Origin of the sequence: Caballeronia sp. AZ1_KS37, from assembly GCF_023631165.1 — a bacterium.
Taxonomy (GTDB): Bacteria; Pseudomonadota; Gammaproteobacteria; order Burkholderiales; family Burkholderiaceae; genus Caballeronia; species Caballeronia zhejiangensis.
In genome coordinates, this window is record NZ_JALQDP010000028.1 from 34,668 (window position 1) to 56,161 (window position 21,494).

Below are 21,494 nucleotides of genomic sequence, written 5' to 3' on the forward strand. Positions count from 1 at the left end.
TGATTTCGCCGGATCCCGTTGTCGTGTCGGTCTATTAGCACTGCCCCTGTGCGGGGCGGCACTCACTTTCTTTGCTGCTGCAAAGAAAGTAAGCAAAGAAAGCAGCTTCCGATACGCCCGCGGTCACACGCAATTTGGGTAGTCCTCTCGTCCATCGTGGGCTGCCTAAAGAGTGCCCTCATAGGCCCCATCGGGCTTGGCTCGCGCACGGTCTGTCACATCGCACCACACAACAAACTGGTTCAGCACCAAATGGCTCCAGCCCGCTTCGCGGCCGATGGGTCAATCGGGGATGCATGTGCTTCTCTACTAACGTCTCCATCTCACCGCAAGTGCCGCACGTTGGTTTCCCTTGCATACCTGGCGGCAGCGCGTAGCGCTGTGCCGAAGCTATTTCGTGCTGAACCAGCGCGCTCGAAGTTATTGGGCGGCGGACCGCGCGCGATCCAAGCCCCGTTATTGTGATGAGGGCACTCTTTAGGCGAGTGCCGCCTGTGACGAGAGGACTACCCAAATTGCGTGTGACCGCGGGCTTAACGAGCTGCTTTCTTTGCTTACTTTCTTTGCAGCAGCAAAGAAAGTGAGTGCCGCCCCGCACAGGGGCAGTGCTAATAGACCGACGCGAAACCGGGATCCGGCGACAAGCGAAAGCAAGAGCGAAAGCAAAAGAAAAAGCGAAAGCAACAAGCGAAAGCGAAAGCGAAAAGCAGAAACCTAAGCCTTAGGCACCCCTTCCTCAACAAGCAAAGCCACCGGCATAACCCCAAGCGCATCGCGCAAAAACAACCTCGCCCCATCGGCTTTAGGCGCATTAGGACTGAGCCAGTCAAACAAAGCCCTTGAATGCAGCGCTTCTGGCAACACGATGGCGGTATCGCCCCAACGCTCGGCCTCGACAAGCGGCACGTCGCGCCCGACGTCCAGCAGCGGCGCTGCAAGCCGCGTCGCAACAACGACAGCAAACGCGCTCCCCGCATGCCGCGCATACGCAATCACGCGCCCCGCATGCTCGCCCTCGACCTCGAGCGGCAAATACTCGCCCTGCGCAAACAACGACTCGCAATGCTTGCGCAATGCCAAAGCTCGCCGCACGATTGCAAGCTTGACGCGCCCATCGCGCCAGTTCGCCAATTGCTCCGAAGGCGGCCCTTGCTCTTCGATCTCGAGAAGCCACTTGCGACGCAACTCATAATCGACAGGCCGACGATTGTCCGGATCGACAAGACTGAAATCCCACAACTCCGTGCCCTGATAAAGGTCCGGCACGCCCGGCGACGTGAGCCGCAAAAGCGTTTGCTGAAAGCTGTTGATCGCGCCGAGCGGTCCGAGCCGCGTGATGAACGCCGATAACTCACGCAGAAAGCCATCGCGGCGCTGCGGCGCGACGATATCGAACAGAAAGTCCCTGCACGCGTTCTCATACGCTTCGTCGGGTGCAAACCAGCTCGTGCGCGTCTTCGACTCGCGCAGCGCCTTCAGTTGCCATCCGGCGACACGTTCGGCGAGTTCGCGAACGCCCGCTTCGTCATCGGGCGCGAGTGTGGTCGGCCAGCATCCGACGAGCGTCTGATACAGCATCGCTTCCGCCGCCGGCCCCGGCGCCCAGTCGTCGATACCGGTGGTTTCGCCATGTCCGCCGCTCGGGCCGCGTCGCAATGGTGTGTTCAATGTCGACCATTGCCTGAGCGTCGCGGCCCATTCGTCGGGAATTTCGCTCAATGCAGCGATGCGCGCGCGCACGTCCTCGCCACGCTTGTGATCGTGCGTCGCCGTGCAAAGCATCGCGTGCGGAAACGCATCGAGGCGTTCGCGATTGCCCGCGTGAAACGCATCGACGGACAACGCGAACTCGCCCGGATCGGCGCCCACTTCGTTGCGCGAAATCAGCCGTCCGTAGCGATAACACGCCGTATCCTCGACCGCCTTCGCCGCCACGGGCGATGTCAGCTGCGAGAACAGCGTCTGCGCCGCGCGACGCTGCGAGCCGCTCGACGACGGGGGATTCGGCCCCGCCTGCGCCTGATTGCGATCGCGCTCACGTTCGCGATTGCGCTCCGCCGCGCGATCCCGGCCGCGTTCGGGACGGTCGTTGCGTTCGCCACGCTCGGGCTGCGGCAGTTCATCGGGCAGCTTGCCGCCGAGCCATTGCGCGACCTGATCCAGCACCACATGGTCCGCACGCGCGAGCACCGCGCGCGCGGCTTCGAGCGCCTGCGCGAAAAAGTGCTCGTCATCGGGGCTGCGCACGCCGCCCACGGGATAGATGCGATACACCGGAAACTGCACGACGAGTTCCGCGACCGCGCGCCGTATCGACGTGAATGTGAAATCGCGCGTGGTCTGCGCATCGCGTGCAATGCGATGCAGCGCGCGCGTCACGCGATCCAGTTCCGCCGCAAGATTCTCCGCGAGGATCTTGCGGCGCGCGGCGAGCGCTTCGTCGGCGAAGCATGCGCTCTTGCCCGTGATCTCGGCCCAAAGCGCGGCAAGCGGCTCCGCGCCCGCCGGATCGTGCAGCAGCGCGCCGACATCGTTCATGAAGTCGTAACCGGTCGTGCCATCGACCTGCCAGTCGCGGCGCAACGGCTCGCCGCGCGCAAGAATCTTTTCGACGACGAAATACGTGCGCCCATTGCCATGCCGCAACGCCTCGGGCCGTTCCGCCGCCAACTCTTCGAGCCGCGCGCGCAGGCGCTGGCAATACTCGCGCGGTTCGGCGAGACCATCGACGTGATCGACGCGCACACCATCGATCAGGCCTTCGGTGAAGAGCCGGAACACGAGCGCATGCGATGCCTCGAACACTTCAGGCCGCTCGACGCGCACGCCGCCGAGCGTGCTCACATCGAAGAAACGCCGCCAGTTCACTTCGTCCGCGGCGGTGCGCCACCATGCCAGCCGATAATGCTGGCGCTCCAGCAGCCGATGCAGCCGGTCGCGACCCGCCGACGTATCCGGCGAATGCGCCGCGAGAATCGCCTCGATCGCGGCCTGGCCGCCTTCCGTCTGCGCGATGGTGATGAGCGCGGTGCGCGCATCGGCGGCGCGCGGCTGATCGGCGGGCTGCGTCGTCAGGCCGACGAAGCGTTGCGCGAGCTCGGGCGCTTCCTGGAACACGGCGGGGTAATCGACCGGACAGACTGGAAACACGTTCGAGTAATACTCAATGACGAAGCGCCCTTCATCCGCGCGATACGCGAGCTTGATCTTGCCGCCCTGCAACTCGTCGCCGTAAGACGCGCCGAGAAACGGCGCGAGCACCTTGCCGCGCAAGGCGGGATCGGGCGAATGCCAGTCGACGTCGAAAAAGCGCGCATGCGCGGCGTGCCGTCCCCATTCGAGGATGTCCTGCCACCACGCGTTCTCCGAGCCGCCCACGCCCATGTGATTCGGCACGATATCGACGATCAGTCCCATCTCGTGCGCGCGCAGCTTCTCGACGAAGCGCCGCAGGCCGTCCTCGCCGCCCAGTTCGGGATTGACCGCCGTGTAGTCCACGACGTCGTAGCCGTGCGTGGAGCCGGCGGTCGCGGTCGTGATCGGCGAGACGTACGCGTGACTCACGCCGAGCAGCGCGAAGTAGTCCACGAGCGCGGCGGCATCGTCGAAAGTGAAGCCCTTGTGAAGCTGAAGCCTGAGCGTGGAACGCGGTACGGTCATGGTGATTCGGGTTTCGATTTGGGTTCGTTCGGTTGCGCGGAACGCTTGCGCGCGGCATCGACGGCGAGCAGGCGATCGGCGAAGGCATCGTCGAGAAACAGTTCGTCGACGGGCCGCGTGATGCGCCTTCTCCAGTTCGGATGCTCGTCGATGGAGCCGGGCAGATTCGGCTGCTCCACGAGCGCGAGCAAATCTTCGAGCGGATAGGTGACGAGCGGCGCGGGCGTCGCGGCGACGAAGGCGAGCGCCTCATCGACGGGCGCATTGTCGATATCGGGCGCCTCCACGTCATCCGGTGCGATGCCCGCGTCCTGAAACGCGCGCCACAGATGCGCGCGATCTTCGCCGCGTTCCTCGAGCGCGGCTTCGACGGCATCGCGGCCATCGGCGCGCGCCATCGTCTGGCCGATCTTCGAGCGCCACACGATGTCCTCGCCGCGCCACCATCCGGTGACGGTCGGCAGATCGTGCGTCGTCGTCGTCGCGGTGACGCCGCTGTCCCATTCGCGCGGCGGTTTGAAACCCGGCCCGTCCACTTCGCGCTCGAACCACAGCACACGAATGCCAAGCAAGCCGTGCTCCTGCAAGCGCTCGGTAAAGCCGGGCGGCACGGTGCCGAGATCCTCGCCGACGACGATCGCGCGATGCCGCCACGATTCGAGCGCGATCAGCCGCAGCATGTCCTCGAGCGGATAGCGCAGATACGCGCCGTCCTTCGCGCTTTCGCCTTCGGGCACGAGCCACAGCCGGCGCAAGCCGAGTATGTGATCGATGCGGATGCCGCCCGCGCATTTGAACGCGCAACGCAGCATGTCGATGAACGCGGCGAAGCCTTGCGTACGCATCGCGCGCGGCGAGAACGTCGTGAGTCCCCACGATTGCCCGGCCTGGTTGAATAGATCCGGCGGCGCGCCGACCGACACGCCCGTGAGCATTTCATCGCGATACGACCATGCGTGGCTGCCCGCGCTGTCGCAACCGACGGCGAGATCCGCGACGAGCCCGACCGCCATGCCCGCATCGCGCGCGGCGTGTTGCGCGTGCAGGAGTCCCTTCGCGGCAAGCCATTGCGTGAAGAGATAAAAATCGACCTCGCGGCGATGCGCATCGGCGAATTCCGTCACCGCGTCGCTGCGCGGATCGCGCAACGCTTCGGGCCAGTTGCGCCAGTGACCTTCGCCGTTTTGCGCGATCTGCGCGGCCTGCAGCGCTTCGAAGCGCGCGTGGTCTTCGAGCGGACGTCCGCCTTCCTCGACGAATGCGGCGAAGTCTTTCGCGAAGGGCGAATCGCGATCTTCGGAAAACGCGTCGAAGAGGGCGCGCAGAATCGCGAGGCGCGCGTTCGATGCGCGCGGCCAGTCGATCAGCGTCAGTCCTTCGAGTTCGGCGAGTTCCTTCGCGACGCCCGCTTTGTCGATCGCGGCGCGCGCGGCAGGCGCACCGAGCACCGCGGCAGGATCGACGTGCGCGATGTTGAGAAAGAGCCGCGACGACGGCGAATACGGGCTGAACTTGTTCGGCTCGGCGCTGAACATCGCGTGCATCGGGCTGATCGCGACGGCATGTCCGCCGCGCTTCGCAGTTTGCGTCGCGAGCGATGCGAGCGCGGTGAAATCGCCGATGCCGCCGTCGCCGTCACGCCGCAAGCCATACACTTGCGCCGCGACGCCCCACAGCGGCGGCGCCTTCGCCGCATCTTCGTGCAGCGTGCGCCACGCATCGTCGATGGTGTAGCAGCGCGCGGGCGCGACCGCGAGCGTCGTGCGATGGTCGTTGATGACGAGCGTGTGATAGCCCGGCTCCGCGATCGGCGAGAGCAGCGCGGTCTCGCCCTTCGGCGACGTGAAGCGCCCGTCGATCACTTCGCCGCTTTCGAGTTCGATGCGATAGCGCGCGCCCTGTTTCGCCGCCGACACCGGCAGCGCGATGCCGCGATCCACTTCGGCCGTGATGAGCGGCGGCAGCTTGCGGCCGCTCATTTCGGCATCGACGGCGTTCATGCTCTGCTTGATCTGCGCGGCGTTGCCACACGGCAGGCCGAGCTTTTCGAGCAGAATGCGCAGCGTCGTTTCAGGCACGCGCTGCGTGTTCTTGTGCGCGTCCTGCCATTCGATCTCGAAGCCCGCGCGCTCCGCGAGCGCCTCGATGCTGCTCACGGAACGCGTGGCGCCCGTCTGGGTCGTTTTCGTCGCGGCGGCGTTCACGAGACTTTTCCTTCCGCGGATGCCGGTTCGAAGCGGCGCGCGTCGTGCGCAATCGCATATTCGTTCACTTCGCCGGTGATCCACGCGATGAACGTGCGGGCGCCGAGTTCGCCGTTACGCACGCGATCCTGCGCGCGCGCCGGCGTCTCGAAGATGATCTTGCCCGGCGGCTGCTTGTCGAGCGCGACAGCCGCGTCGCCGAGATTGAGCGCGATGGAGAGCGTTTCGCCGTCGCCGAGCTTCCAGCGCGCGACGAGCGCCTTGTCGCCGAGCACGTCCGCGCCGAGCGCTTTGGCGCCCTTCAGACGCGGCGTGATGAGCTTCGCGCGCACCGTCAACGCCGATCGATAGAAGTGCAGCCATTCGAGCCGGTCTTCTTCGTCCTGCTTGTCGCTGATCTTCGGCGAGGACATGTCGAACGTTTTCTCGTCGTTCGGATCGGGAATCTGCGCGCGGCGCTTTTCGTCGGTGAATGCGGAGAACTTCGCGAATTCCTTGCGACGGCCTTCGCGCACCGCATCGGCGAGTTGATCGTGATAGTCGGTGAAGAAGAGGAACGGCTGCCTCGATCCGTATTGCTCTTCCATGAAAAGCAGCGGAATCTGCGGCGAAAGCAGCAGAAGGCCCGTTGCGGCGAAGAGCGATTCGTCGTCGGTCAATGCGCGCAGGCGATCGCCCATCGCGCGATTGCCGATCTGATCGTGGTTCTGCAGGAACGCGACGAAGCGCGTGGGCGGCAGATGCGCGCTCGGTTCGCCGCGCGGCTTGCCGTCATGAATCGGCGACGGATCGCCCTGATACGCGAAGCCTTCGCTGAGAATGCGCGCGAGCTTTTCGATCGGCTTGTCGGAATACGCGCCGTAGTAGCTCTCGTCCTCGCCGGTCAGCAGAACGTGCAGCGTGTTGTGCGCGTCGTCGTTCCATTGCGCGTCGAAATGCGTTTCCAGCAGATTCGCCGTGTTGTGCTCGTTCTCGAGCACGAGATGCACATGACGCCCCGCCTCGACGGAACTGCGGATGCGATGCGCCAGTTCGCGCAGCCATTCGTCATCGTTGATCGCGTGCACCGCGTCGAGGCGCAGGCCATCGAAACGATATTCGTTGAGCCAGTACAGGGCATTGTCGAAGAAAAAGTCGCGCACTTGCGGGCGCTCGAAGTCGATCGCCGGGCCCCACGGCGTGTTCACGCCTTCGCGGAAGAAGGTTTTCGCATACGCGTGCAGATAATTGCCGTCTGGTCCGAAGTGGTTATAGACGACATCGAGAAAGACCATCAGGCCGAGACCGTGCGCGGTGTCGACGAGCCTCTTCAGATCTTCGGGACGGCCATACGCCGAGTCAGGCGCGTAGGGCAACACGCCGTCGTAGCCCCAGTTGCGCGTGCCGGAGAAATCGTTGAGCGGCATCAGCTCGATGGCCGTCACGCCGAGTTGCGCGAGTTCGGGCAGGCGCGCGGTGACGCCCGCGAAACCGCCCATCGCGCCGACGTGCAGTTCGTAAAGCACGGTTTCTTCCCACGGCCGGCCGTGCCAGTTCGTGTGCGTCCATCGATACGCGCGCGGGTCGATGACTTCGCTCGGTCCATGCACGTCCTGCGGCTGATAGCGCGAGGCGGGATCGGGCACGGCGAGGTCCTCGTCGAGCCGATAGCGATACAGCGTGCCCGCGCCGCCATCGGCTTCGGCTTCGAACCAACCGTCGCCGGTCGGCTGCATGTCGACGCGTTCGGGCGTGCCGCCCGCGCGCAGGATTTCCACTTGCACGGCATCGCGCGATGGCGCCCAGAAACGAAAGCGCGTGCGCGGATTGTCGCGTGCGGCGCCCGTTAGATGAGCGCCGAAAGGAAGGCAATACGCATATTGATGCTTGTGCGGATCGATCGGACGTTCGGACATGATTTCCTGCCTCTAATGCTGCGGTGGACTGCGTATGGGTTGTGCGTCAGTGAGGCGAATCGATCTCGGAATCGCGATGCGAGGGCATCGTGCCCGGATCGGGCGGCAATGCCGTCAGAAGACGCGGCCCCTGATGCGCGCCCGCCATCCAGACCGCTTGCCAGTCGGCATCGCCGGTCGGCTCGGCCAGCATCACCACGACGCTGTGCGCGGCCACTTCCAACTCGTTGCCGACGAGAGGCCGCGTCACCGAATCGGGCTCCGCGCTATCCAGGAGCACGTTCCATTCCAAGTGCGGCGCGGGCGGTGTGAACACGAGCGTTTGCGACGATGCATTGAACATGAGCAGCAGCACGTCGATTTCACCGTCGACGCCCGGGCCCGCGCGCCGCAGCGTGAGCGCGCGGCCTTCCGGGTCCTGCCATGCTTCGATCGCGAGCGCGTTGCCGCGTTCATCGAACCAACTGACATCGTAGAGTCCCGGCAGCACTTCGCGGTCGCCGTAAAGGAAGCGCGTTTCGCGCAACACCGGGTAGTTTTTGCGCAGTGCAATAACTTTCGCGACGAACTCCGTCATCTCGACGCCGGCGGGCCTTTGCGCCGCGTCCCAGTCGATCCACGAAATCTCGTTGTCCTGGCAATAGGCATTGTTGTTGCCCTGCTGCGTGCGGCCGAATTCGTCGCCGCCGAGAAGCATCGGCGTGCCGAGCGAGAGCAGCGTCGTCGCGATCATCGAGCGGGCGAGACGCGCGCGCACTTCGAGAATCGCGGGATCGTCGGTCGGACCTTCGATGCCCCAGTTCGCGCTGCAATTCTCGTTGTGGCCGTCGTTGTTGCCTTCCTGATTCGCTTCGTTGTGCTTGTGCGAATACGCGGTGACGTCCGCAAGCGTGAAGCCGTCGTGCGACGCGACGAAGTTCACCGACGCCCATGGTTTCCTGAAGCGCCGGTTGAAAAGTTCCGCCGAGCCGGTGAGACGCGCGGCGAGATCGGGGCGCATGCCGGCATCGCCGCGCCAGAAACGCCGGACGCCATCGCGATACTTGTCGTTCCATTCCGCGAATCCCGGCGGATGATTGCCGACCTGATAGCCGTCCGGCCCGATATCCCACGGCTCGGAGATGAGCTTGCGCGTGGAGAGAACGGGATCCTGGCGCACGGCATCGAAGAAGCCCGAGCCGGGATCGAAGCCGTGGCCTTCGCGGCCGAGCGTGACGCCGAGATCGAAGCGGAAGCCGTCGATGTTGAACGCCGTGCACCAGTAGCGCAGCGAGTCCATCACCATCTGCAAGACGCGCGGATGCGACAGATTCACCGTATTGCCGCAGCCGGTTTCGTTGATGTAGTGACGTTCGTCGCCGGGAATGAGGCGGTAGTAGCTTGCGTTGTCGAGTCCGCGCCACGAGACGGTCGGGCCGAGTTCGTTGCCTTCGCAAGTGTGGTTATAGACGACGTCGAGAATCACTTCGATGCCCGCCGCGTGCAGTTGACGTACGGCGATACGCATTTCGTTGAGCCGATGCGTCGACAGATAGGAAGGCTCGGGCGCGAAGAACGCGGCGGTGTTGTAGCCCCAGTAATTCCTGAGACTGCGTTCGACGAGAAAGCGGTCGTTGAGAAACGCGTGCACCGGAAGAAATTCGACGGCGGTGATGCCGAGCTTCTGCAAGTGCTCGATGAACCAAGGCGACGATAGCGCGGCGAAGGTGCCGCGTTCGTGCTGGCGGATGTCGTGGCGCATCATCGATGCACCGCGCACGTGCGTTTCGTAGACGATGGTTTCGCCCCAGGGCGTGTCGGGGCGCACGTCGCGCGACCAGTCGAAGGCGTCGTCGGTGACGATGCATTTGGGCATCGCGGGTGCGGAGTCGCGGCGATCCATCGACATGTCGAGGCGATTCGAATGCACGCGATAGCCGAAGAGGGCGTCGGACCATCGCCAGGGGCCGACGAGCTTTTTCGCGTAGGGATCGAGCAGCAGCTTGTGGGGATTGAAGCGATGACCTTGCTGCGGCTGATACGGGCCATGCGCGCGAAAGCCGTAGACGGTGCCGGGGTGCGCGCCGGGGAGATAGCCGTGCCAGATTTCGTCGGTGCACTCGGGCAGGTCGAAGCGCATCAGTTCCTTGCGGCCGGTGCTGTCGAAGAGACATACCTCGATGCGATGAGCATTCGATGAGAACACCGCGAAGTTGACGCCCAGACCGTCCCAGTTGGCTCCGAGCGGGTAGGGCGCGCCCGGGAGCAACTTGTCGGGGAGTGCATTTGCCATGTTGGCGCATCCTTTTGGGGTTTTTCTGCCTTTGCTGTTTCCTGCTCTTGCTCTTCGTATTGCTTGCGCTTCTATGGAATCCCGGTTTCTTAGTGGTCTATCAGCACTGCCCCTGTGCGGGGCAACGCTGATAGACCGACGCGATTACGGGATCCGGCGAAAAAAAACCATCAATCGGCCCGCAACACGATGGTTGCCAACGGCGGTAATGTCAACGCCGCCGACTGCTCCCTCCCATGACTCGGATAGTCATCCGTATGAATCACCCCGCCATTCCCCATATTCGACCCGCCATAAATGGAAGCATCGGAGTTGAACACTTCGCTCCACCGCCCGCGCCGCGGCAACCCGATCCGATAAGCCAGACGAGGCACCGGCGTCATATTGCACACCACGACGAGATCGCGCCCTTCGGCATCCGTACGCCGATACGCATAAACGCTATTCGCGTTGTCATCCCCGACGAGCCATTCGAAGCCGCGCGAATCGCTATCCAGCTTGTGCAACGCCGGCTCGCTCGTATAGAGATGATTCAGATCGCGCACGAGCTTCTGCAACCCGCCATGCATCGAATCATCGAGCAGATGCCAATGCGGCGATTCATCGTGATTGAACTCCGCGAACTGGCCGAACTCGCCGCCCATGAACAACAGCTTCTTGCCCGGATGCGTCCACATGAAGCCGAAGTAAGCGCGCAGATTGGCGAACTTCTGCCACCGGTCGCCCGGCATCTTGTTGATCAAAGACCCCTTGCCATGCACGACTTCATCGTGCGACAAAGGCAAGACGAAGCGCTCGGAATACGCATACACCATCCCGAACGTGTACAGATGATGGTGATACTGCCGATACACCGGATCTTCCTGCATGTAGTGCAGCGTGTCGTGCATCCAGCCCATGTTCCACTTGAAGTCGAAGCCGAGTCCGCCGCTCTCGACATTTGCCGTCACGCCCGGCCATGCAGTCGATTCCTCCGCAACCGTGATCGCGCCCGGAATCTGCCGCACTTCATGATTCAGCCGCTTCAGGAACGCAATCGATTCGAGATTCTCTCGCCCGCCGTAAATGTTCGGCACCCACTCGCCGGCCTTGCGCGAATAGTCGCGATACAGCATCGACGCAACCGCATCGACACGCAAGCCATCGACGTGATAGCGCTTCAGCCACGCCAGCCCCGATGCGATCAGGAACGCGCTCACCTCGTTGCGGCCGAGGTTGTAGATCATCGTGTTCCAGTCCTGGTGATAACCCTCGCGCGGGTCCGCGTGCTCGTACAAAGGCGTGCCGTCGAACTGCACGAGACCGTGCGCGTCGTTCGGAAAATGCGCCGGCACCCAGTCGATGATGACGCCGAGCCCCGCCTCGTGCGCGCGATTCACGAACTCCGCGAACTGCTCTGGCGTGCCGAAGCGCGCGGACGGCGCGAACTGCCCGAGCGGCTGATAACCCCACGAACCGCCGAACGGATGCTCCGCGATCGGCATGAATTCGAGGTGCGTGAAGCCCATGCCCTTCGCATACGGAATCAGACGCTCGGCCAGCTCGTGCCAGTTCATGCCGCGATTGTCTTCCTCCGGCACGCGCAGCCACGACTCGGCATGCGCCTCGTATATGGTGATCGGCGATTGCGGCGTCTGCTTGCCGCCGCGCGTGTTCATCCACTCGGCGTCGGTCCATGCGTAATGATCGATCGCATCGGCATCCGCGACGACCGATGCCGTCGACGGCGGCTTCTCGCTCTGCATCGCGCACGGATCGGCCTTGAGCGGCAGCGTATGACCGTCGCGCGTGACGATCTCGTACTTGTAACGCGTGCCCGCGCCGATGCCCGGAATGAACAGCTCCCACACGCCTGCGTTGTGACGCAGGCGCATCGGATGGCGCCGCCCATCCCATGTGTTGAAGTCGCCGACCACCGAGACGCGCCGAGCATTCGGCGCCCACACCGCGAAGCGCACGCCCGCGACGCCGCCATGCGTGATGGGCCGCGAGCCGAGGCATTCGAGCACCGCATACGGATCGGCTTGCGAGAGACGGTGGAGCCATTCGTCGCTGAGCACAGGGCCGAACGAATACGTGTCGTGCGTTTCCTGCGGCGTGCCGTGCCAGTCGATCTTCAGGCGATACGCCGCCGGCCTCGTGACGAAGCCCGCGTAAAGCCCCGCATCGTGGACGCGCGCGAGCGAGCCGAGATGCTCGCCGTTGCCCGCATCCGCGACGCTTACTGACGATGCGCCCGGCAGGAACACGCGCACGACGTGCCCCAGATCGGTTTCGTGCAGGCCGAGCATCGAGAAGGCATCGGGATGCCGGGCCTCGACGAGTGCGTCGATATCGAGCGGATTGAGGCCGTGCGCGGGGTTCCTGGTATCCGCCGGATCGCTACGAGTGTTCATGGTGAGTTCCATCCGGATTGTCCTTGTTGGCTCCGAATACGGGTCGCGTGCCCGGAGCGGGCGGCTCGCCCGTATCTCCCAGCAGGCGGCTCGCGAGCGACGCGAGACCCCGCAACGGAAGGCCGATCCAGGTCGGCCGGTTCGCTGCTTCGTAGCGGATTTCGTAAGCGGCCTTCTCGATCAGGAAAAGATCGAGCAACGGCTGAAACACGTCTTCGGCCGCGATCGTTTCGGGCGACGTGGCGATCGCCCCGGTGTACTCCCGCAAAAAGCTCTCCTCGGCGAACGCGCGCAGGCGTTCGAACAGCGCCCGCTTGCGATCCGCCGTCTGCGCGGGCGCGTTTTCCGTCGTCGATTGCGCTGCCGCGCTCGCATACGACAGCGAACGCAACAGGCCCGCGACGTCGCGCAGCGGACTCGTCTTTTTGCGGCGTTCGTCGAGCGGGCGCGCGGGCTCGCCTTCGAAGTCGATGAGATACGCATCGCCTTGCGCCATCAGCACCTGGCCCAGGTGGAAATCGCCGTGGATGCGGATGCACAACGCATCGGCATCGGGCGCGACGAGCTTCTTGACCGTATCGACGAGCAGTTCACGCCGGTCGAGCAGACTTTGCGCGAGGAAACGGTCGTGCTCGTTGAATTCGCCGATCTTCTGCGCGAGGATGTCGAGCGCCGATTCGAGCAGCTTCAGCGTGCCGTCGATCCAGCCCTCGACGTCCTCGGCCGATGCGCGCTGCGGCGAGAACGCTTCGTCTTCCGTCGGTGATGCGAGCGCGACGTGCAGTTCGCCCAGCCGCTTGCCGATGATGCCCGCGATGTTGCCGTAGCCCGCTAAACCTTCCGCCTGCGCGTCGCGTTCCTGCGCGTGCTCTTCGGATTCGACCGCGACCGCGAGCTCATCGACGGTGCGGCGCAGATAGTCGAGCGCGTAGTTCCACGCATCGCCCTGATTGTCGATGTAACCCTGCAGGATGATGAGCGTATGCGGCACGCCCTGCGGATCGACGCGCACGACTTCGCCGTAGAGCGGGCCGGTGTTCGCGTAGCCGAGTTGCGTCAGATAGCGGCTCATTTCCGCTTCGGGGTGAATGCCGCCCACGACGCGACGCACGAGCTTGAGCACGATCTTGTCGCCGATCACGAGCGAGCTGTTGCTCTGTTCGGCGGCGAGCCAGCGGATCTCGGGCGGATCGGCGGGATAGAGATTGAGCGTGTCGAAGAGCTCGGTCGGAATGAAGCGGATCTCGCTCTTTTGCACCGTCGGCACGACCGCGCGCTCCTTGAGCTTGCGGATCACGCCATAGGTGAATTGCGGCACCGAGAACGCATCGGTCAGATGCCCGATGTTGCGGTTGCGCCGCACGCGCGCGAGCGCGAGCTGCATGTAGAGCGGCGACGTCGTCTCCGTGCCCCACGCGATCGACAGCGGCAACACGTAGCGCTCGCAATGATCGCCGACATCGGCTTCGATCTCGGTGAACGCGAAGCCCGCGCCTTCGATCGTGGTCAGCGCGGCGAGGCGCACCGCATGCAGCTTCTGATCCTTCGATGCGAACCAGCGGCGCTTGCTCAGATAGTTCGGCAGCACTTCCGATTCGAGCAGCCGCACGTTTTCCGGCGTCGGGCCGGTCTGGCCGGCGCGAATCACCATCGTGACGAACTCGGGCAATTGCTCGGACGGCGCCTGCGCCCACGCGGGCCGCATGTTGCCCGGGCAAAGCTGGAACCACAGGAAGCCGTAGGGCGGGAACGTGAGCAGATACGTGAGCTTGCCGATAGCCGGGAACGGCGAATCGGCGGTCATTTCGAGCGGCACGGAGCCGTCGAATTCCGACAGATCCAGCTCCACCGCTTGCGGCGCACGCGAAAGATTCGCGACGCACAGGATCGGCGGCTCGCCTTCGAGTTCGCGCAGATACGCGAGGATCTTGCGATTCGCGGGCCGCAAGAAGCGGATCGTGCCGCGGCCGAACGCATGCTTCGAGCGGCGCACCGCGAGCATCTTGCGCGTCCAGTTCAGCAGCGAATGCGGATCGCGGCTTTGCGATTCGACGTTCACCGCGTCATAGCCGTAGAGCGAGCCCATCACGGGCGGCAGCACGAGTTGCTCGGGATCGGCGCGCGAGAAACCGCCGTTGCGGTCGGACGACCATTGCATCGGCGTGCGCACGCCGTCGCGATCGCCCAAGTGGATGTTGTCGCCCATGCCGAGCTCGTCGCCGTAATAGATCACGGGCGTGCCGGGCATCGACAGCAGCAGCGAATTGATGAGCTCGATGCGGCGCCGGTCGCGTTCCATCAGCGGCGCGAGACGGCGGCGAATGCCGAGGTTCAGGCGCGCGCGGCGATCGCTCGCGTATGTGTTCCACAAGTAGTCGCGCTCGGAGTCGGTGACCATTTCGAGCGTGAGTTCATCGTGATTGCGCAGGAAGATCGCCCATTGATTGGTTTCGGCGAGGTCCGGCGTCTGCCGCATGATGTCCGTGATCGGGAAGCGATCCTCGCTCGCGATCGACATATAGATGCGCGGCATCAGCGGGAAGTGGAACGCCATGTGGCATTCGTCTTCGTCGCCGAAGTATTCCTTCACGTCTTCCGGCCACTGATTCGCTTCCGCGAGCAGCATGCGGTTCGGATACTCCGCGTCGATGGTGGCGCGAATCTTTTTGAGGATCTGGTGCGTCTCGGGCAGATTCTCGTTGTTCGTGCCTTCGCGCTCGACGAGATACGGCACCGCGTCCAGCCGCAGCCCGTCGATGCCCATGTCGAGCCAGAAGCGCATCACGGAGAGCACTTCCTTGATGACCGCCGGGTTATCGAAGTTCAGGTCGGGCTGATGCGCGTAGAAGCGATGCCAGTAATACTGGCCCGCGACCGGATCGTGCGTCCAGTTCGAAGGTTCCGAGTCGATGAAGATGATGCGCGTCTCTTCGTACTTCTTGTCCGTGTCGGACCACACGTAGTAGTTGCGATGATTCGATCCCGGCTTCGCATGACGCGCGCGCTGAAACCACGGATGCTGATCCGACGTGTGATTGATGACCAGTTCGGTGATTACGCGTATGCCGCGCGCGTGCGCTTCCTGAATGAAGCGCTTGACGTCCGCGATCGTGCCGTAGTCCGGATGCACGTTGCGATAGTCGGCGATGTCGTAGCCGTCGTCGCGGCGCGGCGACGGATAGAACGGCAGCAGCCAGATCGCATCGACGCCCAGCTCCGCGATGTAGTCGAGCTTCGCGAGCAGGCCGGGAAAATCGCCGATGCCGTCGTTGTTCGCATCGAAGAAAGACTTGATGTGAACCTGATAGATGATCGCGTCCTTGTACCAAAGCGGATCGTCGTTGAGAATCGACGCCTTCTTGTTGCGCTTCACCCTTGTATCCACGTTTCGCTCCAATGTTCTTGGTGTGCTTTCGTACGTCGATGAATCACGCTGCGTCAGGCTGCGGCTTCGGCAAACCCCATGTCGGCGATATGCGCCAGATCGCGAATGGCAGCGAATGCGGATTGAGCCGCACATGCTGGCGCCGTCCGCGCCATTCGAATTGCTCGCCCGTCACCTGATCCTCGACCGCGATCGCGTCCCACTCATGCACGCCCCAGCGTTCGAGCGTCTGCCAAGGCAGTTCGATATCCGCGCCTTGCTCGTTGAACGGATCGAGGTTGATCGCGACGAGCACGACGTTGTCGCGCGATGCGTTCGCCTTTTCGAAGAACAGGATGTGATCGTTATGCGCGGGCAGGAAGTTGACGCCCAAATGCGTCTGCAACGCGGGATTCGCGCGGCGGATGCGATTGAGCGCGGTGATTTCCGTGACGATGTTGCCGGGCCGGTTCCAGTCCCACGCCTTCAGTTCGTACTTCTCGGAGTCGAGATACTCCTCGCTGTTCGGCAGCGCCGCCGATTCGCACAGCTCGAAGCCGCTATACACGCCCCACAATCCGGATAGCGTGGCCGCCAGCGCCGCGCGAATCACGAAGCCCGGCCGTCCGGAGCTTTGCAGGAAGCGCGGATTGATATCCGGCGTGTTCACGAAGAAGTTCGGGCGGAAGAATTCCTTCGCATCGGTCTGCGTGAGATCGTGCATGTACTCGAGAAAATCGCGCTTGCTCTCGCGCCAGGTGAAGTACGTGTACGACTGCGAGAAGCCGAGCTTCGCGAGACGGTTCATCACGCGCGGCCGCGTGAACGCTTCGGCGAGGAAGATGACATCGGGATGGCGCGCGCGCACGTCGCCGATCACCCATTCCCAGAACGGGAAGGGCTTCGTATGCGGATTGTCGACGCGGAAGATTCGCACGCCCGCCGCGATCCAGTGCAGGAACACGTCGCGCAACGCGAGCCACAGATCGGGTTTCGCGTCCTGCGCGTAGAAGTCCGGATTCACGATGTCCTGATACTTCTTCGGCGGATTTTCCGCATAACGCAGCGTGCCGTCGGGACGCCATGCGAACCACGTCGGATGCTCCTTGAGCCACGGATGATCCGGCGAGCATTGCACCGCGAAGTCGAGCGCGATCTCGAGCCCGTGTTCGTGCGCGGCTTCGAGCATGCGCTTGAAGTCGTCGAGATTGCCGAGTTCGGGATGCAGCGCGTCGTGGCCGCCTTCCTTGCCGCCGATCGCATATGGGCTGCCGACATCGCCCGGCTGCGCGGTCAGCGAGTTGTTCTTGCCCTTGCGGTTCGCGACGCCGATCGGATGGATCGGCGGAAAGTACAGCACGTCGAAGCCCATCTCGCGGATGCGCGGCAGCTTGCCGATCACGTCGATGAACGTGCCGTGACGATTCACGTCGTCGCTCATGGAACGCGGGAAGATCTCGTACCAGCTCGCGAAGCGCGCGGCGGCGCGTTCCGAATCGATGCGGTACACGACCGGATCGCGCGACAGGAACGGACGATGCCGCGCCGCTGCAACGGCTTTCGCGGTCGCGCTCGCGAGCACGAGTTCGAGCTTGCGCGCGTCGTCGGCCTTCGTGAATTCCTTGACGATCGCTTCGAGCGGCGCGCTGTCGCTGTCGGCATCGTCGGAGGTTTTGACTTCGGCGAGGATCAGCGCGAACAGATGCTTCGCTTCCTCGACTTCGAGCTCCACCGTCTGACCGGCCTTCAGCTTCTTCTGCATGTGATCGACGAGCGACGCGTAATCGTCGCGCCACGCCATCACGACGAATTCATGGCGGCCCACGCGTTCGAGCGGAATGCGCGTGCTCCACAGATCGAGGCCGGCGGGCTGCACGGCGGTCATCGGCGCTTCGTGCCACTCGGTTTCATCGGCGGCGCGCCATTGCACGGCGGCGGCGATTTTGTCGTGGCCTTCCGCGAAGATCGCTGCCTGAATCTCCACCGCCTCGCCGACGATGCGCTTCGCCGGAAAGCGTCCGTGATCGACCGAAGGCGTCACGCTCTCGATCGACACGCGCGGCGCGGCGATCGCCTCGGCGACGGACTTCTTGTCGGCGGCCTTCGCGCCGCGCTTCACTTGCGGCTGCGCGAGCAGGATGAACGGCTCGGCTTCCGCGCGATACAGGCGCACTTCGCCCGCCTTGAGCGTGAAGGGTGCGAGGCGCTCGGGCTTGCCCATCGTGTCGTCGATCAGCGCGAAGCGCGTGTAGTTGCCCGGCACCGATTCGAGCAGATGCAACGTATCGACGTGCACGGGCGCGACGAGATCGGGATTGATGACGGCGAGCACGGCGTCGCTGCTATGGCGCAGATCGCCGCCATCCGCGCGAATCAGCGCCGCGTAGGGCGTGCCCGCCCCCGTCAGCGCGCGCAGTTCGCCGACGCTCGCGAGCGTGCCGACGTTGCGCTGCAACTCGTTCGCACGCCGGATGCGCGCGGTGAGATCGATGCGCTTCTCGCTCTTCGCACGCTCGTATTCCGCCGCGATGCCGTATTGCGGCGACATCGGCAGGGCGACGCCGTATTCGAAGCCCATCGGCACCATGATGCCGGTGCCGAGCGCGGCGGCGGTGTCGAGCGCGCGCGTGTAGGCGCGTTCGACGAGCGCGGTGTCGCTCGTATCGGCGAGATCGCTGATGAGCCGCGCGCCGAACGGATCTTCCGGAAACGCGATGGGCGGTGCGATGCGCGACAGCGCCGCGTGCTCGTCGAAGAGCCACGCGCTCTTGAAGTCCCACCAGCGCGTCGATGCGAACACGGCGTCGAAACCGGCGTCGGCGAGACCGTGCAGATCATGCCGCGTGACGCCGACGGTCCACGCGAGCCAGCGCGTCTCCGGATGCTTTTCGCGCACCGCCGCGCCGAGCCTGCGCCACACATGCGCGGGCACCGCGTCCGGCGCATCGAAGCGAAACCCGCCCACGCCCGCATCGGCGAGCAGGTTCAGCTCGCGCGCCCACCATTCGGTCAGATGATGCGCGGCCTCGCCATCGGCGAAATTCGCCCACGCGACGTCGCGCTGACGCGGCGGCTTGCGCGGATCGAGGCGCGCATCCGCGCTTTCGAACGGCTGAAACCAGTGCTTGTTGTCCTGATAAAGCCCGCCTTCGGCGCTCACGCGGTCGATCACGATATCGACGAGCAGCGTGAGCTTGTGCTTTTTCGCGGCGTCGGCGAGCTGGCGCAGGCCGTCGGATGCGCTCCCATCGGATTCGAAGACGGAATGCAGCCGATGATGATCGGCGACCGCCTCGCGATGCCCGTTGCTGCCGGGCGTGAACGGCGAGCCGATCAGGACGTGATCGAAGCCGAGCCCTGCCGCGTGCTCGAACTGGGCGGGCCAGTTCGCGAGCGGGCCGACGAGCAGGGGATCGATGAAGTAGATACGCGGCGCGTACGCATGAGGAGCTTGATGGTTTTCCATCGTTCGTCTTTTCCAGAGTCGTCCTGCGGTGGCGGGGATGCGGGCATCAATCGCGATCACGCTCACGGGCCAAACTGGCTGAAGAGCTGGTCCGCGCGTCACGAATCACGCGAACTCTCAGGCGGAACTCAGATTACACCTTGGCGCCGGATTTCGACGCCTGCCTGGCCGCGTTGTCGCGATGCACCGTGCATCGAATGCCTTCTTGCATCACGGTGGGCGCCACGGTCCCCAAGTGATTTCCTTCGGGCTCATGCACGGGCGGGACAGCACGTTGCGTGCCGCGCCCGGTTCGAACCCTGGTCGTTACTATGGAGCAACTGCCGCCGGCACGCTCACGCGGTGCGCGCCATCGAATGCGCGTCCTGTGCCCGTGCGGGCGTCGGCATGACATCGGCCACGCGGCGCGCACGCAATGCGGTGCGGCTCGGACGCGCGCCGCTCAGGCCGACGTACAGTGCGACCATCGTCGTCACGGCTTCGTTCCATCCGAAATCGCAGGACATCGCGTTGCGCTGCAACGCGCGCCACACTTGCGGACGCATGTAGGCGTCGAGCGCGCGGCTCGCGGCGTAGACGATATCGTCCGCGCGTTCGCCATCGAAGAGAAAGCCGGTAGGCGCGTGCGAGGAGCGCGGCGCGGGGACCGGCGCGACAGGCAGATCATGCGTGCCGTCGCGCAGCCACGCCGATGGACGGAGCACGTCGCGCATGCCGTGCAGTTCGTTTTGCGCCGCATCGACGATCGTGTCGGCGAGGCCGCCCACGCGCGATGCGACCGGCAGCGTGCCGTAGCGCATCGCATACATCTGCGTGAGGCCACACGGCTCGAAGCGGCTGCCGTGCAGAAGGATGTCCGCGCCGGCGTGCAGGGCATGGGCGCGCCGTTCGTCGTATCCGATATGCACGCCCACGCGATCCGGCCATTCCTGCGCGAGCTTCCTGAAACCGGCTTCGATATGCGCCTCGCCCTTGCCGATCACGGCGAGCTGCAGACGCGGATGTCGCGCGAGCAGACGCGGCAGCGCATCGAGCACGACATCGGCGAGTTTCTGACCGGTCATGCGGCTGCCGATCGCCATCAGCGGCGCGAACGGATCGACGGGCAAGCCGAACATGCGTTGCAGCGCGCGCTTGCACGCGTGCTTGCCGCGCATATCGTCGAAGGAATAGGTGCGTTCGATGAGCGGATCGGCGGCGGGATTCCACGTTTCTTCGTCGATGCCGTTCACGACGCCCGACAGCTTGTCGGCGCAGCTTTGCAGCACGCCTTCCATCAGATGACCGAAGCGCGGCGTGAGAATTTCGCGCGCGTAAGTTTCGGAGACGGTCGTTACGCGATCGGCGTGGACGATGCCCGCTTTCATCAGACTCAATGCGCCATAGAACTCGATGCTCTTCGGGTCGCTCAACGCATGCACGAGCCACTTTTCCGGCACGCCGAGCGACGCACCAAGCGAGAGCGCGTAGTTGCCCTGGAATGCGAGATTGTGGATCGTGAATACGCTCTTTGCGTGCACGTCCGCGTGCTTCATCAGAAGCGGCGTCAGGCCCGTGTGCCAGTCGTGTGCATGAACGATGTCCGGCTTCTTCACGCCGCGCACGCCTTGCGCGATCCGCACCGCGGCGGCGGAAAGCGTCGCGAAGCGAAGCGCGTTGTCCTGATAGTCGCGGCCCTGTTCGTCCTGATAAAGCCCGTCGCGCGCGTAGAGCGTGTCGCAGCGCAGCAGCAGAACCGGCACGCCGGTATCGGGCATGCGGCCGCGCAGCAGCGCCGCGTTGCCGCCGGGCAGGCCGGTGAGCGTGCCGATCTTGCTCAGGCCTTCGGCTTGGGCAATGGCGTTCGGATAGGCGGGAAGCAGGATGGTGGCATCGACGCCGGCTTCGCGCAGCGCGGCAGCATAGGCGCTGACCATATCGCCGAGTCCGCCGGTCTTGGCGAGCGGGACGGCTTCGGAGGCGACCAGCAGAACGTTCAAAGGCAAAATGGGCTCTCCTGTGCATGCGGAACGCACGAGCGCGAGGCCGCGCGAGCGAGTGCTGATCCGGGTTTCTTCTGATTGGGCTGGCGCAATGCAGCAATCGCTGTGCCACCGAGCGGGGGCGTGTGTGCGCTGCGGCACGTTCATTTCCGCCTATGGCACGACGAGACCGCCGGCGCCCACGTCCCGCAGAGCAAGAAAGGCACGAACGTGCCGCGTGTAAAACTGACTGCGGCGCGCGCCGCGTTTTTACAC

8 protein-coding genes are annotated in these 21,494 nt (G+C 64.3%); all 8 read right to left on the reverse strand.

The annotated features are described in order from the left end of the window. Positions 1–714: 714 nt before the first annotated feature. The 8 genes from treY to glgA all read right to left on the reverse strand — a co-directional run bounded on the left by treY (position 715) and on the right by glgA (position 21,242). Positions 715–3,660, reverse strand: coding sequence for a malto-oligosyltrehalose synthase (treY, locus tag NCS00_RS14815; protein ID WP_250440377.1), 2,946 nt, complete (start codon positions 3,658–3,660; stop codon positions 715–717). Then, positions 3,657–5,864 (reverse strand): 4-alpha-glucanotransferase, encoded by a 2,208-nt coding sequence (gene malQ, locus NCS00_RS14820; RefSeq protein ID WP_250440378.1) that lies wholly within the window; start codon positions 5,862–5,864, stop codon positions 3,657–3,659. Before malQ ends, treY begins: the two co-directional genes overlap by 4 nt. Beyond that, positions 5,861–7,759 (reverse strand): malto-oligosyltrehalose trehalohydrolase, encoded by a 1,899-nt coding sequence (treZ, locus tag NCS00_RS14825; RefSeq protein ID WP_250440379.1) that lies wholly within the window; start codon positions 7,757–7,759, stop codon positions 5,861–5,863. The genes malQ and treZ overlap by 4 nt, the downstream gene beginning before the upstream one ends. A 46-nt stretch (positions 7,760–7,805) precedes the next feature. Further along, on the reverse strand, positions 7,806–10,031 hold the full coding sequence (gene glgX / locus NCS00_RS14830; protein WP_250440380.1) for a glycogen debranching protein GlgX: 2,226 nt from the start codon (positions 10,029–10,031) through the stop codon (positions 7,806–7,808). 170 nt (positions 10,032–10,201) lie between these two features. Next, a complete protein-coding gene (gene glgB, locus NCS00_RS14835; protein ID WP_250440381.1) occupies positions 10,202–12,427 on the reverse strand; it encodes a 1,4-alpha-glucan branching protein GlgB in 2,226 nt (741 codons plus the stop codon). Further along, the gene (gene treS, locus NCS00_RS14840; RefSeq protein ID WP_051079077.1) at positions 12,414–15,824 is read right to left on the reverse strand and encodes a maltose alpha-D-glucosyltransferase; all 3,411 of its coding nucleotides are present in this window, start codon (positions 15,822–15,824) and stop codon (positions 12,414–12,416) included. The genes glgB and treS overlap by 14 nt, the downstream gene beginning before the upstream one ends. Positions 15,825–15,855: 31 nt before the next feature. Continuing rightward, positions 15,856–19,257: a maltotransferase domain-containing protein gene (locus NCS00_RS14845; protein ID WP_250440383.1), complete on the reverse strand. Its 3,402-nt coding sequence runs from the start codon at positions 19,255–19,257 to the stop codon at positions 15,856–15,858. A 335-nt stretch (positions 19,258–19,592) separates the two neighbouring features. After that, complete coding sequence (gene glgA / locus NCS00_RS14850) at positions 19,593–21,242, reverse strand: glycogen synthase GlgA (protein WP_250435462.1); 1,650 nt, start codon at positions 21,240–21,242, stop codon at positions 19,593–19,595. Positions 21,243–21,494: the final 252 nt, after the last annotated feature.